Genomic DNA, 14,452 nt, shown 5'->3' with positions numbered 1-14,452 from the left:
TTAGCGTCTTAGCCCTTTTGTTAGTTATTTTTAGATTATTTCATTTTAGTGTGTTGCTGTTTTACCGTTATATACGCTGCCTTGGCGTGCGTCAACTGTAACAGTTTCACCGTCATTGATTAAAGATGTCGCATCTTTTGCACCCACAACGACTGGAATGCCTAAATTAATTCCTACAACAGCAGCATGGCTAGTTAAACCACCTTCTTCGACGATAACTGCGGCACTCTTCTCAAATGCTGCCATCATGTCTTTATCTGTTGTCTTCACAACTAGAATTCCGCCTTCTTCAGCTTTAGCTAGCGCTTCTTCATTTGTTTTCGCTACAATCGCTTTTCCACTTACAGAACTACGTCCGATTCCGTGGCCTTTTACGACTTTTTCACCGATTAGTTGAATCTTCATCAAGTTTGTTGTACCACTTTCAGTTACTGGTACACCAGCTGTGATGATGATTAAATCGCCTTGTTGTGCTAATCCAGAAGCAATGGATTCTTTAACAGCAAGATCAAACATATCATCTGTATTTTGAACTGGTTCTGCTAGACGCGCATATACGCCCCATGAAAGTGCCAATGCACGACAAACATGTTCGTTAAATGTGACCGCTAAAATATGAGATTTTGGACGGTATTTCGAAATCATGCGTGCGGTATGACCACTTTGTGTCGCAGCAACAATTGTTTGAACATCTAAATTACGAGCAGTGTGTCCTACTGCTTGACCAATTGCTTCAGTCATATCCGTATTAGCATGCATTTTAAGCGCAAATTTGTCTTGCGCGATAAGTGCTTCTTCAGTGCGAAGTGCGATTTTTGCCATCATTTGAACGGATTCAACTGGATAATCCCCAGCAGCTGTTTCACCTGAAAGCATGATGGCATCAGTACCATCAAAGATAGCATTCGCTACGTCTGACGCTTCCGCACGTGTTGGGCGCGGGTTACGTTGCATAGAATCAAGCATTTGAGTAGCAGTTACAACTGGTTTTCCTAATTTATTACATTTACGGATTAATTCTTTTTGTACAATTGGAACTTCCTCAGCTGGAATTTCAACGCCAAGATCACCACGTGCAACCATTAAACCTTGAGAAACTTGAAGGATTTCATCGATATTGTCGACACCTTCTTGGTTTTCGATTTTAGGAATAATTTGAACGTGAGTTGCATCGTTATCTTCTAAGATTTTAGTAATTTCTAACACGTCAGAAGCACGACGAACAAATGAAGCCGCAATAAAATCAATACCTTGTTCTAAACCAAAACGGATGTCATTCGCATCTTTTTCGGTAATTCCAGGTAAGTTAATAGAAACGTTAGGAACGTTAACACCTTTTTTATTTTTTAAAACACCTGCGTTTAAAACTTTTGTAACTAATTCGCGGTTGCTTGCGTCTTTTTCTGTAACTTCTAAGCCGATTAGACCATCATCTAAAAGAATGCTAGAACCAATTTCAACATCATCAAAAAGTTCACCGTAAGTAACAGAGAATTTTTCTTTTGTACCTTCAACTGGAGTCATGGAGATACGAACAACATCTCCTGTTGTAAATTCAAGTTTTCCACCGACCATGTCATTCGTACGGATTTCTGGACCTTTTGTGTCAAGTAACAAAGCAACTGGTTTCCCAGTTTTTTTCGCTGCTTCACGGATATTTTGAATACGTGCGCCGTGCTCCTCGTAATCACCGTGTGAGAAATTCAAACGTGCAACGTTCATTCCTGATTCGATTAATTTTACTAGTGTTTCTACTGATTCACTAGCAGGTCCGATTGTACAAACAATTTTCGTTTTTTTCATTTTCCTATTCCTCCTAGAAACTACCATTCATACTTTTCATTATAAACACATCTTACTCATTTTACCAGTAACAGCCATAGGACACAAGCTGTTTGTGAACTTTTATGCAAGTTGCTATCATTCCTCATACTTTTTTGTGCAACTTGACAATCTCCACATTTTCATGAATTATTTTCATAAATCTTCGCGAAAAAAGGCCACCAAAGTTCGTCCCGGTGACCGATTTCAATTAAATCGAAAGAATCGATGCCAGTTTAAACATGTCATCATCCAATTTATGTTTTTCTTTTAAAATTTCTGTAATGTCGTTTTCCACGATTTTATTTTCACGGATTCCGACTGCCAGACCACCGCGATTTTCAATCAATAAATCAACCGCACGTGACCCTAAACGGCTTGCTAAAACACGGTCAAAGGCTGTTGGGCTACCACCACGTTGTACGTGTCCAAGAACTGTTACACGTGCGTGATAATCGCCGTATTCAGCAAGGCGGTTCGCAAATTCATTACCAGACATTACGCCTTCAGCAACAACAATAATACTATGTTTTTTACCGCGTTCACGCCCTTTATTTAAGCGAGCAACAATTTCGTCCATTTTAAATTCTTCTTCTGGTACGATAATAGCTTCTGCTCCGCCTGCAAGACCAGACCAAAGTGCGATATCACCAGCATCACGGCCCATAACTTCAATAATGAAAGTACGTTCATGACTTGTCGCTGTGTCGCGAATTTTATCGAGCGCATCCAATACCGTATTAAGCGCAGTATCAAACCCAATCGTAAAATCAGTTCCAGAAATATCGTTATCAATCGTTCCAGGAATTCCAATGGTTGGGAAGCCGCGTTTTGTGAGCGCTTCAGCCCCGTGATAGGAACCATCTCCACCAATTACAACAAGACCATCAATTTGATGTTTTTTCAGTTGTTCGATTCCTTTCAACTGACCTTCTTCTGTAGCAAACTCCGGATAGCGAGCTGAATACAAGAAGGTACCACCACGTTGTACTTTATCGCCAACAGAGCCAAGTTCAAGTTTATGAATATTACCGTTCACTAAACCAAGAAAACCATAATTAATTCCGTAAACTTCTAACCCTGCATAAATAGCCTTACGAACAACAGCACGGGCTGCAGCATTCATACCTGGCGCGTCCCCGCCACTTGTTAAAATTGCAATACGTTTCATCTTTTACTACCACCTCAGAAAATGATATTTTTCCATTACACGCTCTTATTTTACATGAAAATACATAAAATGAAAAGTATGAATACAGACTTTTTACAAATCTTTTCCTGTTTGAAAAATATTGGTTAAGTATGCGCAAATAATTAGTTTCGCGATTCCAAGTTAATTGGTCTATACAAAAACAAGCTTGCTAAAAAGCTCACAACATAAAAAGAAGCATGATACGTTTTGCAACAAAACATACCACGCCCAATTTTACATATCGGCATATACGCCAATTTTTTTAAATTTTGTATAGCGTTGTTCTATTAATTGTTCTTTCGTAAAGGATGTTAATGTGCGAATTGATTTGGCTAGCGTTTCATCAATCCGTTTCGCCTGTTCCTTAACATTTTGATGCGCACCGCCTAGAACTTCTGGAATGATACCATCTGTAATGCCTAAGTCAAATAAATCTTCTGCCGTAATGCGCATCGATTCTGCCGCTTTTTTCGCCATGCTCGCATCTTTCCATAAAATCGCAGCAGCGCCTTCTGGTGAAATAACGGAAAAAACCGCATTTTCTAACATGAAAATTTGGTTACCTAAACCAAGCGCAAGCGCCCCTCCGCTACCACCTTCACCAATTACAATGGAAATAACGGGAACTTCTAAATCGCTCATTTCATAAAGATTGCGCGCAATAGCTTCACTTTGTCCGCGTTCCTCAGCAGCGCGTCCAGGATATGCCCCTTTCGTATCAATAAAACAAATAATCGGCCGCCCAAACTTATTGGCTTGCTTCATAAGACGCAGGGATTTTCTAAAACCTTCTGGGTGAGGCATACCGAAATTACGATATAAATTATCTTTCGTATCTTTCCCGCGCTGATGTCCAATGACCGTGACCGGAATGCCGCGGTATTTAGCCACGCCACCAACAATCGCTGGATCATCGCCAAAATAACGATCACCGTGCAGCTCCATAAAATCTTCAAACAAAAGATTGATATAATCAAGCGTTGTCGGACGCTCAGGATGTCTCGCTACTTGAAACTTATCCCACGCAGACATGTTGCTATAAATATCATCTTCAAGTTTCGCTAAACGATGTTCAAGTTTTTCAATTTCCTTTGTAAGGTCCACATCTGACTTTTCATTGTACTCTTTTAAGTCAGCAATTTTTGTTCGCAGTTCGAGTACTGGCTGTTCAAAATCCATTTCATTCGCCATTTGATTCGGTCGCCTCCTCACCTGGTTTTTGGTGAAACTCTAGCAGAAAACGCAGTTTCTCTCTTAGTTCCAGTCTTGAAATGACCGCATCAAGTTGCCCATGTTTTAATAAAAATTCTGCGGTTTGAAAATCTTCTGGAAGTTCTTCGCGCACTGTCTGTTCAATGACTCGTCTACCGGCAAAACCGATTAGCGCACCTGGTTCCGCAAAGTTAAAATCGCCTAGTGAGGCAAAACTTGCCGAAACGCCGCCTGTCGTCGGATGCGTCATCACCGTAATAATGAGCCCTTTATGATTGCTGAATCGTTTGAACGCCGCCGATGTTTTCGCCATTTGCATAAGGGAAAGCATTCCTTCTTGCATGCGCGCACCACCTGATGCCGTAAAGATGACAAAAGGCTCTCCTGTGCGGTCCGCTTCTTCTACCGCTAACAAAATCTTCTCCCCAACAACAGATCCCATACTCGCCATACGGAAACGTGAATCCATGACAGCAACAACAAGCGGCTGCCCATCAATTTCTGCATGCCCCGTTAAAATGGCTTCATTTAAATCGGTTGTTTCTTTATCTTTCTCGATTTTTTCCATGTAATTTTCAAACCCAAGAGGATTTGCTGCTGTTAGTTCTGGATTCAGTTCACGAAAAGAATTCTCATCTACCAACATTTCAATTCTTTTTCTGGCTCCGATAGGATGATGAAAACCACAATGACTACACACCATCAAATTTTTCTCGAGCTCTTTGGTGTACATAATTTTTTTGCATTTTGGACATTTGGTCATAATCCCTTCAGGAACATCGCGTTTCGCTCCTTCAGTAGGAATGGCCGCATATTTTTTCTTCTTTGGCTTCGTAAATAAATCTCCTAACAAAGATGAAACCTCCCCTATCTATGCTTTTTAAATTATCCATAACGAAAATAAAAATATATAAGTGCTTAAAATAACTGCTACGGATAGGAAAATTATTTCTTTTAAAGAAACAGCAGCCCACTAAAATGCGTTAGCAGACTGCAAGCATCGTTTTCCACTCTAAACTATACCATATTTTTATATCGTATAGGAAATGAAAAAATTATTTTACTTGAACACAACATTTTGTTCTCCTAGCCAATCTTTTAATTCTTTTTCTAATTTGGTTGAAAAGGTTACGTTTAATTTCGCGGGGAGCGCCATCGTTTCGCGCGTTCCTGAAAGATGGACGACAACAACCGATGGCCCTGGATTCGCTTTTGCAAGTTGACGTATTTTTTCAAGTGCTGATTTCTCTTCCACTTTTAAAAACAACCGTTTTGGAAGCTCCAAAGAATCCAGTGTTTGCACGTGTTGCACAACCGCCTGAAGTTCCCCGTTCCGCTCGTCCATTTTAACTTGCAGCGCAACTAAACTCCCTTTTTCAGTGAGCGCCGCAAATTGCCGATATGCTTCGGGGAATAACACAGCACTCAATTCTTTACTATCATCACTGATGGTCAAGAAACACATGTTTTCCCCTTTTTTCGTACGAATGATTTTTTGATTTAAAATATAGGCCCCAATTGTAGCTTTCTGTCCTTTTTTTAGTTCATGAAGAGCTGGCATGTTTAGTTTCTGCATTTTATCTTGATAGCGTGAAATCGGGTGTGAGGACACATATTGCCCCGTATATTCTTTCTCAAGCTCTAGCATTTCCTGCTCAGTTAAAGGCGACACTTCGCGGTACCGCGGCTTGATGGATTTTAGGAAATCATCATCTTCCGTAAATAAATTCATACCTTTTTCATCATTTCCAAGTAAATTCGTAAATTGAAGTGCCCCGTCAATGGACGCGATGAGCGTTGCGCGCTCTTTACCAAACTCATCAAAACAGCCCGCATAAATGAGCGCTTCTAAAATGATTCGCGTCATCATTTTGCTTGGCATGCGCTCACAAAAATCAAAGAAATCTTGGAACGGCTTCATTTTACGCTCTTCGATGAAAGCCAAAATAAATTTATTCGGCACTTTTCGAATGACGCGAAAACTATAACGAATGGCGTCTCCTTCTACTTGGAAATAATAATGACTTTTGTTGATACTAGGCGGAAGCATCGAAATGCCGTATTTTTTCACTTCCGTTACATATTGACTGATTTTCGCATCATTTCCGAAAACCGAACTAAGTAAGGCGGACATAAATTCTGCGGGGAAATGGGCCTTTAAGTAGGCAAGCTGAAACGCGATTTTGGAATAGGCTGCGGCATGACTGCGGTTAAAGCCGTAATTGGCGAAGCGCACAATCATATCGTAAACTTCATTTGCACTCGATTCCAAATAGCCTTTTTTGACGGATCCAAGCACAAAATGTTGGCGCTGCTCGTTTAAAACGTCGGCTTTCTTCTTGCTGACTGCACGGCGAAGTAAATCGGCCTCACCAAGCGAGAACCCTGCCATTTGATTCGCCACTTGAATAATTTGTTCTTGGTACACGATAACGCCATACGTGACTTCTAAAATCGGCTTTAAATCGGGATGTGGGTATTGGGCGGCTTGTTTGCCATGTTTTCGCGCAATAAACGTGTCGATTTGCTCCATTGGTCCTGGACGGTAAAGCGCATCAACCGCCACAATGTCTTCAAAGGAAGTCGGCTGCAAATTGCGGAGCACACGCCTAATGCCGTCTGATTCAAATTGGAACACACCCGTTGTATCACCGCGTCTAAACAATTCAAGCGTTTTTTTATCGTCTAAAGGAATGTCTTGAATGGTTAAAGACAATTTGCGATTGTAGTTTACTGAACGCAAAACGCGATCTAATAAACTTAAGTTACGCAAACCTAGAAAATCCATTTTAAGCAAACCAATAGCTTCTAAATCATTCATCGGGTATTGCGTCAAAAGGGCATCGTTACTGCCCGCCTGTAGCGGTACTTGGCTCACTAGCGGCTTGTCCGAGATGACGATGCCGGCTGCGTGCGTTGAAATATGGCGCGGCAAGCCTTCAAGCTGACAAGCGACGTCCCATATCATTTCATTTTCTTTTGTGCTCGCAATATGTCGGTCAAGGCGGTCGTTTAGCTCACGTGCTTTCGCAAGCGTAATACCAAGCTGATTCGGAATTAATTTCGCCCACTCCGCAAGTTGTACAGTGTTTAAACCAAATGTTCGTGCCGTATCACGAATCGCCGCTTTCGCCGCAAGCGTTCCAAACGTGCCGATTTGCGCAACATGTTTCTCACCGTATTTGTGAACGACATAAGAAATAACGTCATCGCGTTTATTATCTGGGAAATCCAAGTCAATATCGGGCATCGTCACCCGCTCAGGATTTAAAAAGCGCTCAAATAGTAAATTGTACAAAATCGGATCGACATCGGTAATCTGCAAGGCATACGAAACGAGCGAACCCGCAGCAGAGCCACGCCCCGGTCCCGTTAAAATATCGTGTTCCCGTGCATATTTCATCACGTCCCACACAATCAAAAAGTAATCCGCAAAACCCATTCGAACAATGACATCAAGTTCGTAGGAAAGCCGCTCCTCGTATTCAGGACGGCCGTCAAGCCCGCGCGAGACGAGCCCAGCTCTTGCCACTTCTTGCAAAGCGTCTGGCGCAAGTTCCCCTTTTTCTAAAGGAAAGCGAGGTAAAAGATGTTGGTGCATAGCGACTTCTGCGTTACACCGGTCCGCTATTTCGCCAGCCCGCATTAAGGCCTCCTGCTCAAAACTAGACGTGTAGTCGCGTGCCATTTCATCAGGACTTGCAAAATAAGTTGGCCCAACGAGTTCGAGTGATGTCCAATCGACCGTTTGATTATCGCGAATAGCCTGCAAAACCGTGGTCGCTTGTATGTCTTTTGGCCGCATGTAACGCACATTTTTCGATGCGACAACGAAAAGCCCATTGGACTGCGCAAATTCGGCAACAGCCTGTGCCATATTTGCCTGATGCTTCTGAAGCGTCAAATAAAAATTAGTCTCACCAAATATACTTTGCCATTCTGAAACAACTTCTAGTGCGGCAACTTGATTTCCGTCTAAAAGTAGCTGTTCAATCTCACCTGTTCGTCCGGGCGAAAGCGCAATAATCCCATCGCAATAAGAGCGCAGCCATTTTAGTGGCATCTCCTCGCCTTCTTCTCGCGTTTTAATCGCACTAGCTATTTTTAAAAGGTTGTAATAGCCTTCTGTCGTTTCGGCAAGTAAAACAAGTTCGTATGTGTTTCCGGGATTTATGACACCTTCAATATCAATGGTCATCCCAATTATCGGCTTAATCCCTTCTTTTTTGCAGATCGTATAAAATTCAATCGCTCCGTAAAGCGCATTTTTATCTGTAATTGCTAACGCAGAATAATGGTAATCTTTCGCCGTTTGGACGAGTTCTGAAATTCGCGCTGTGCTCGACAGCAAATGATAGGCGCTCGCCACTTGTAAATGAACAAATCCCACTATCCTCGCTCCTTTCGAGTTGTTCTCCTTTTATTATAGCTTTTGCATGCAAAAAAAGAAAGTATGTTCGTAAAAAAAGGGGGTGTCAATTTGACAGCCCCTTTTGGTCATGCGCGTTCACAAATTTGATCAAGTTTTTGTTCCATTTCCGAAACTTCCTCTTGCGTATAAACAGTTGCACCAGATGCAAGTGGATGTCCGCCGCCCCGATATTCTTTGGCAAGCCCGTTAATAATTGGTCCTTTTGAACGGAGGCGAGCGCGAATTTCTTCACCATCCTCAACGAACATTATCCACGCCTTTAAACCTTCAATGTTTTCAATAGAACTGACTAAATCAGAAGCTTCTTTTGCGGAAACATCAAATTTCTTCAAAATTTCTTTGGAAATATAAATGGTTGCGGCCCCGTTTTGATGCATGTTGAGATTTTCGAAGATATAGCCGGATAGTTTCACGGTTTTAAGCGGTCGCTGATAAAGGTTTTGAAATAGCATGAATCGATCAAACGGAAAGGTGACAAGTTTTGCGGCTAGGCGCAAAGTCTCTTCTGTTGTACTTTGATATAAAAATCTGCCCGTATCGCCAACTATGCCAGCAAAAAGGAGTCTTGCCGCAGTTTCATTCAAAACAAGCTCTTCCGAGAAGTTTTCGTAAAAAGAAGTGAGCATTTCGCTGCACGAAGAAGCGCTCGTATCAACCCATAGTAAGTCGCCGTAAGCGTCGTCGTTTGGATGGTGGTCTATTTTGATTAATTTCGCGCCGCTTGAATAACGCGCATCATCAATCCGTTCAGTATTGGCTGTATCGCAAACGATAACAAGTGCACTCGCGTATACTTCGTCTGGAATCTCGTCCAGTTCGCCTAAAAAAGATAGCGTCGGTTCAGGAGTACCAACTGCAAAAACCTTCTTTTTTGGAAAAGTAGCGCGAATGATTTCCGCTAGTCCCATTTGTGAACCGTAGGCATCTGGATCGGGGCGTACATGTCGATGTAAAATAATGGTTTCATACGCTTTGATTTCATCTAAAATTTTCTTTTTCATTTCTACACCTCTTTTAAGTTAGCGCTCCATCATTTGGCAAGCGACAATGGCTTTTCCGGTTAAAATACCTTCTAAGTATAATTCAACGTCAAGTTTCCCCGCTTTTCGTCCCATTTCAAGAACACGCGGCTTAATGGAAAGAGTCGCATCCATTTGAACCGGTTTTAAAAAGTACATCGTGACGTTTTCGATAGCGACATTTCTTTTTTTCATCGTAAATAATTTTTGTTGCACGACATCGCAAACGAGCTGCGTGAACACACCGTATGACAACGTTCCAAGTGAGTTGGTCATTTGCGGTGTCACTTTAAATTCATACGTATGTTCTTGGTCGTCCGTTTCTTTTTCATCAAGTTGTTTTGCAATGGTATCATCAATTGTTTCACCAATTTGAGGTTGTTTTTGAATCATTTGCATCGATTTTAAAATGTCTTGGCGGCTAACAATGCCAAGTAAAGTTAAATCATCTTTTACAACAGGGATAACTTCAATGCTTTCCCATACCATCATATGCGCCACAGAGGCTACGCTCATTTTTGATCCAACCGTCAGCGGGTTCTTTGTCATGACGCGTTCAATTGAGATAGCTTGATTTTTATCAATCACATCTTTATTTGTAACCATGCCAACAAGACGATTAGCTTTATTGACAACTGGAAAGCGACTGTGCCCTGTTTTTTCTTGCAATTTATGCCAATCAGCAACTTTTCCAGATGTGTCTAAATAAGCAATGTCTTCAAGCGGTGTTGAAATATCTTCCACGAGAACGACTTCTTTTTTGATTAATTGGTCATAAATGGCGCGGTTAATCATCGTTGCGACTGTAAACGTATCGTAAGAAGTTGAAAGAATCGGTAATTCTTTTTCATCTGCTAAACGTTTCACTTCATCGTTTGTATCAAAACCACCTGTAATCAAAACGGCAGCGCCTCTATGTAGTGCCAGTTCATGTGCACGTTCGCGATTTCCGACAATGACTAAATTTCCAGCGTCGGTATAGCGTTCCATCGCTTCAACCGTCATCGCACCAATGACGAATTTATTCAGCGATTTATATAAGCCTTCCCGTCCACCGAGCACTTGACCATCAATCATATTGACTATTTCAGCAAATGTTAATTTTTCAATACTATCTTTTTGCTTCCGTTCAATTCGGAGTGTTCCAACTCTTTTTATCGTTGACACGAAACCGATAATTTCTGCGTCTTTAATGGCCCGATAAGCGGTACCCTCACTAACAGATAGATTTTTTGCGATTTTTCGCACCGAAATTTTTTCGCCAACAGCAAGATTTTCAATGTATTTTAATATTTGTTCATGTTTAGTAGCCAATTTTTTCACCTATTTCTTTAAACTTCGATTTCGTCTCCTATTTCCATCACTTTTCCAGTAATATTCGCAGATAGTGAATTTACAAACGCTTCGGCATTTTGTTCGATAAGTGGAAATGTATTGTAATGTATTGGAATAACTGTTTTCGCCTGTAAAAAGTCAGCCGCAATTTTGGCATCATCTGGTCCCATCGTAAAATTATCACCAATTGGCAAAAAGGCTAATTCAAGCGAATTTCGTTCGCCAATTAGTTTCATATCGGAGAAAAGGCCCGTATCGCCAGCATGGTAAACAGATTTTCCTTCCAAAGTAAAAACAAATCCATTTGGCAAACCTAAGTTGACAATTTGGCCGTCTACAACGGTAGAAGAACCATGGAAGGCTTGTGTCAATTTAACCGTTCCAAAGTCAAACTCCCTTTTTCCCCCAATGTGCATGGGTGCAATATTTTGGACGCCTTGTAAACTGAAAAAAGCAGCGAGTTCTGCGTTACAAATTATCGTTGCGCCTGATTGTTTGGCGATTTCCACTGTGTCCCCAACATGATCATCATGTCCGTGAGTTACCGCGATATAATCTGGTTTTTGTTCCGCAACAACTAAATCACATGCTGGATTGCCTGAAATAAAAGGATCAACGAGTATTGTCCGTTCGCCCGTTGTCATTTTGATACATGACTGCCCGTGAAATGAAATTTTCACATTCAAAACTTCCCTTCGCATTTTTTGTGTTATAAACTGCTATAGTATAGATGACAAAGCTACAGAAAAAATAAAACGAACCACTGATATACATAGCTTTATCTGTACCACTCTAATTTTATATTTATTAGAATAGAAAAGCAACTGAAAGCGTGCGAAAAGCTAAAAATCGTGCTATGATGAAGAGGAACTCGCTTCGGAAAGAAGGTAAAAAAATGGAGAAAAATATTGATGTTTTAGAAAATTGGTTAAAAGAGCAAAATGCCTCGGCTGCCTTTATTACCGAGCCAGAAAACATTGCGTACTTCACAGGCTATCACAGCGATCCACACGAACGCGTACTCGGATTAATTGTTTTTGCAGACCATCCGCCGTTTCTTTTCACGCCCGGTCTTGAAGTCGAAGATGCTAAGACGAGCGGCTGGAAACATGATGTTTACGGCTACAGCGACACCGAAGATCCTTTTAAAATCATTGCCGAACAAATTCAAGCTCGGGTTAAAAATCCGACCAAGATTGCGCTTGAGAAAAACCACATTACTTTGGACCGTTTTGAGCAACTTTCAGGCAAATTCAGCTCTACTTCTTTTGTGCCAATTGAGCATAAAATCCAAATGATTCGCCTTGTCAAAACACCAGACGAACTTAAAATTTTAGAAGAAGCCGCACTCCTTGCTGATTATGCCGTTCAAGTTGGCATTGATGAAATTGCTGAGGGGAAAACGGAAGCCGAGATTGTGGCCAAAATCGAATACGAAATGAAGAAAAAAGGCGTTTCTAAAATGAGTTTTGATACGATGGTTTTGACCGGCAAGAATGGCGCACTTCCACATGGAACACCGGGTGACACAAAAATCAAAAAAGGCGATTTAGTCCTATTTGATTTAGGGGTTGTTCATAAAGGTTATTGTTCGGATATTACGCGCACAGTTGCGTTTGGTGAGATTTCCGCGGAGCAAAAGAACATCTACGATACGGTTTTAGATGCGCAGCAAAAAGCGATTGCGAAAGTTCGCGCTGGTGCGCCGGCTAAAGAGCTCGATTTGACGGCTCGAAACACGATTCGTGACGCTGGATACGGCGATTATTTCCCGCACCGGCTTGGACACGGTTTGGGTGCCAGCGTTCATGAATTCCCTTCTATTACGGAAACAAATGATATGCCGCTTGCGGAAAATATGGTCTTTACAATCGAGCCAGGTATTTATGTTCCGGGTGTTGCAGGCGTTCGGATTGAAGATGATATTGTGGTGACAAAAGAGGGATATGAAATTTTAACGGAGTTCCCGAAAGAATTATTAGTGATTCATTAAGAAACAAAAAACGAACTTTTCAAGGAACGAAAAGTTCGTTTTTTGTTTGCCTATTTCGCTGTTGTATTATTTAAGAGTGTGCTTAGCTCCTTATAATCATAGCCTAAATCGCGGGCTACTGCTTGATAAGTGACGTTTCCTTCAAAGGTATTGACACCTTTATAGAGATGGAAATCGTTCGTCACGGCTTGAATGAGGCCTTGGTTCGCCAGTTTTAAGCCATATTGTAATGTTGCGTTTGTAAGTGCCATTGTTGATGTACGCGGCACGGCACCTGGCATGTTTGCTACTGCGTAATGAACAACACCATATTTTTCATAGGTTGGATTGTCATGAGTTGTCACGCGGTCGCTCGTTTCAAAGATGCCACCTTGATCGATGGCGATATCTACTAAAACAGAGCCTGGTTTCATTTGTTTAACCATATGTTCTTTCACGAGTTTCGGTGCTCTTGCTCCGGGAATTAAAACGGCGCCGATGACGAGATCGGAATTTTTCACGGACTCTTCAATGTTGAAATCGTTACTCATTAACGTCGTGACATCATTGCCAAAAATGTCATCTAATTCGCGAAGACGATGCAAATTTAAATCTAAAATCGTGACTTTGGCACCTAAACCAATTGCAATTTTAGCAGCATTGGTTCCTGCCATACCTCCGCCAATAATGGTGACATTGCTCCGCTCAACCCCGGGCACACCGCTAAGTAAAACGCCCATGCCACCGTGGATTTTTTGGAGAAACTGCGCACCAATTTGGGTCGCCATTCGTCCTGCCACTTCACTCATTGGACTTAGAAGTGGTAACGAGCGGTCATCGAGTTCTACGGTTTCATACGCCACACTGTTTACTTTATTTTTAACTAAAGCTTCGGTTAGTTCTGGTTCGTTCGCTAAATGTAAATATGTGAAAAGAAGCAAGCCTTCACGGAAATATTGATATTCAGAAACAATCGGTTCTTTTACTTTTACGACCATTTCAGCAGCCCAAACTTCTTTTGCTGTGTCTACGATTTTCGCCCCTGCACTCGCGTAATCAGCATCATGAAAATTCGAACCTAAACCCGCATTTTTTTCGACTAAAACATGGTGTCCAGCATTAACGTAAGAAAGTACGCTAGCTGGTGTCATTGCAACTCGGTTTTCATTGTTTTTTATTTCTTTCGGTACACCTATAATCATTTAAAACCTCTCCTTTTGTAGTTAAATATACCCATAGTTAACCGCTTACATTTAAATTCTAACACAATATTCCTAAATTGAGCAATAATAAAACTTCAATTTTAACAAATTTATTCATCACGTCATGCCCTGCCTTTATGCGCTTTTTATCACAATCTTTTCCTATGCAAAAGGATGAATAAACTTACCTCTTCTTATTCAAAAATTTTCGCCATTTTTGTGGTTGTTTTTTCCAAAAAGGGGTAAAATATAAAGTATAGAAAAAAT

Annotated in this window: 10 protein-coding genes; 1 reads left to right on the top strand and 9 read right to left on the bottom strand. The window is 41.3% G+C overall.

From position 1 onward, the window contains the following. Nucleotides 1-45: 45 nt before the first annotated feature. From pyk to CFS60_RS01765, 8 genes are all read right to left on the bottom strand, one after another. Nucleotides 46-1,803 (bottom strand): pyruvate kinase, encoded by a 1,758-nt coding sequence (gene pyk, locus CFS60_RS01800; RefSeq protein ID WP_088808881.1) that lies wholly within the window; start codon nucleotides 1,801-1,803, stop codon nucleotides 46-48. 229 nt (nucleotides 1,804-2,032) lie between these two features. Continuing rightward, complete coding sequence (pfkA, locus tag CFS60_RS01795; protein ID WP_088808880.1) at nucleotides 2,033-2,992, bottom strand: 6-phosphofructokinase; 960 nt, start codon at nucleotides 2,990-2,992, stop codon at nucleotides 2,033-2,035. Nucleotides 2,993-3,247: 255 nt separating this feature from the next. After that, nucleotides 3,248-4,204 (bottom strand): acetyl-CoA carboxylase carboxyl transferase subunit alpha, encoded by a 957-nt coding sequence (gene accA, locus CFS60_RS01790; protein WP_088808879.1) that lies wholly within the window; start codon nucleotides 4,202-4,204, stop codon nucleotides 3,248-3,250. Beyond that, entirely contained in the window at nucleotides 4,194-5,078 is an 885-nt protein-coding gene (accD, locus tag CFS60_RS01785; RefSeq protein WP_088808878.1) for an acetyl-CoA carboxylase, carboxyltransferase subunit beta, read from the bottom strand. Before accD ends, accA begins: the two co-directional genes overlap by 11 nt. Nucleotides 5,079-5,285: 207 nt before the next feature. After that, nucleotides 5,286-8,615 (bottom strand): DNA polymerase III subunit alpha, encoded by a 3,330-nt coding sequence (dnaE, locus tag CFS60_RS01780; protein WP_088838750.1) that lies wholly within the window; start codon nucleotides 8,613-8,615, stop codon nucleotides 5,286-5,288. 107 nt (nucleotides 8,616-8,722) lie between these two features. Continuing rightward, nucleotides 8,723-9,658 (bottom strand): bifunctional oligoribonuclease/PAP phosphatase NrnA, encoded by a 936-nt coding sequence (locus tag CFS60_RS01775; protein ID WP_088838749.1) that lies wholly within the window; start codon nucleotides 9,656-9,658, stop codon nucleotides 8,723-8,725. An 18-nt stretch (nucleotides 9,659-9,676) separates the two neighbouring features. Then, nucleotides 9,677-10,990, bottom strand: coding sequence for a CBS-HotDog domain-containing transcription factor YtoI (gene ytoI / locus CFS60_RS01770; protein WP_088809075.1), 1,314 nt, complete (start codon nucleotides 10,988-10,990; stop codon nucleotides 9,677-9,679). Nucleotides 10,991-11,007: 17 nt separating this feature from the next. Beyond that, on the bottom strand, nucleotides 11,008-11,691 hold the full coding sequence (locus CFS60_RS01765; protein WP_088815242.1) for a metal-dependent hydrolase: 684 nt from the start codon (nucleotides 11,689-11,691) through the stop codon (nucleotides 11,008-11,010). Nucleotides 11,692-11,906: 215 nt separating this feature from the next. On the opposite strand from CFS60_RS01765, the gene CFS60_RS01760 reads away from it, so the two are divergent. Next, a complete protein-coding gene (locus CFS60_RS01760) occupies nucleotides 11,907-13,004 on the top strand; it encodes a Xaa-Pro peptidase family protein (RefSeq protein WP_088838748.1) in 1,098 nt (365 codons plus the stop codon). Nucleotides 13,005-13,054: 50 nt separating this feature from the next. Here CFS60_RS01760 and ald read toward each other — a convergent pair whose 3' ends face one another. Continuing rightward, complete coding sequence (gene ald / locus CFS60_RS01755) at nucleotides 13,055-14,185, bottom strand: alanine dehydrogenase (RefSeq protein WP_088815240.1); 1,131 nt, start codon at nucleotides 14,183-14,185, stop codon at nucleotides 13,055-13,057. Nucleotides 14,186-14,452 lie beyond the last annotated feature (267 nt).

The sequence above is a fragment of the Listeria sp. ILCC792 genome, assembly GCF_900186135.1.
Classification (GTDB): domain Bacteria; phylum Bacillota; class Bacilli; order Lactobacillales; family Listeriaceae; genus Listeria; species Listeria goaensis.
Note: the sequence above shows the minus strand (reverse complement) of the source record. Positions and strands in the feature narration are given on the sequence as shown.

Coding starts and splice junctions, on each gene's coding strand:
- pyk (WP_088808881.1), bottom strand. CDS start 1,803: ATGAAAAAAACGAAAATTGTTTGTACAATCGGACCTGCTAGTGAATCA.
- pfkA (WP_088808880.1), bottom strand. CDS start 2,992: ATGAAACGTATTGCAATTTTAACAAGTGGCGGGGACGCGCCAGGTATG.
- accA (WP_088808879.1), bottom strand. CDS start 4,204: ATGGCGAATGAAATGGATTTTGAACAGCCAGTACTCGAACTGCGAACA.
- CFS60_RS01775 (WP_088838749.1), bottom strand. CDS start 9,658: ATGAAAAAGAAAATTTTAGATGAAATCAAAGCGTATGAAACCATTATT.
- CFS60_RS01760 (WP_088838748.1), top strand. CDS start 11,907: ATGGAGAAAAATATTGATGTTTTAGAAAATTGGTTAAAAGAGCAAAAT.
- ald (WP_088815240.1), bottom strand. CDS start 14,185: ATGATTATAGGTGTACCGAAAGAAATAAAAAACAATGAAAACCGAGTT.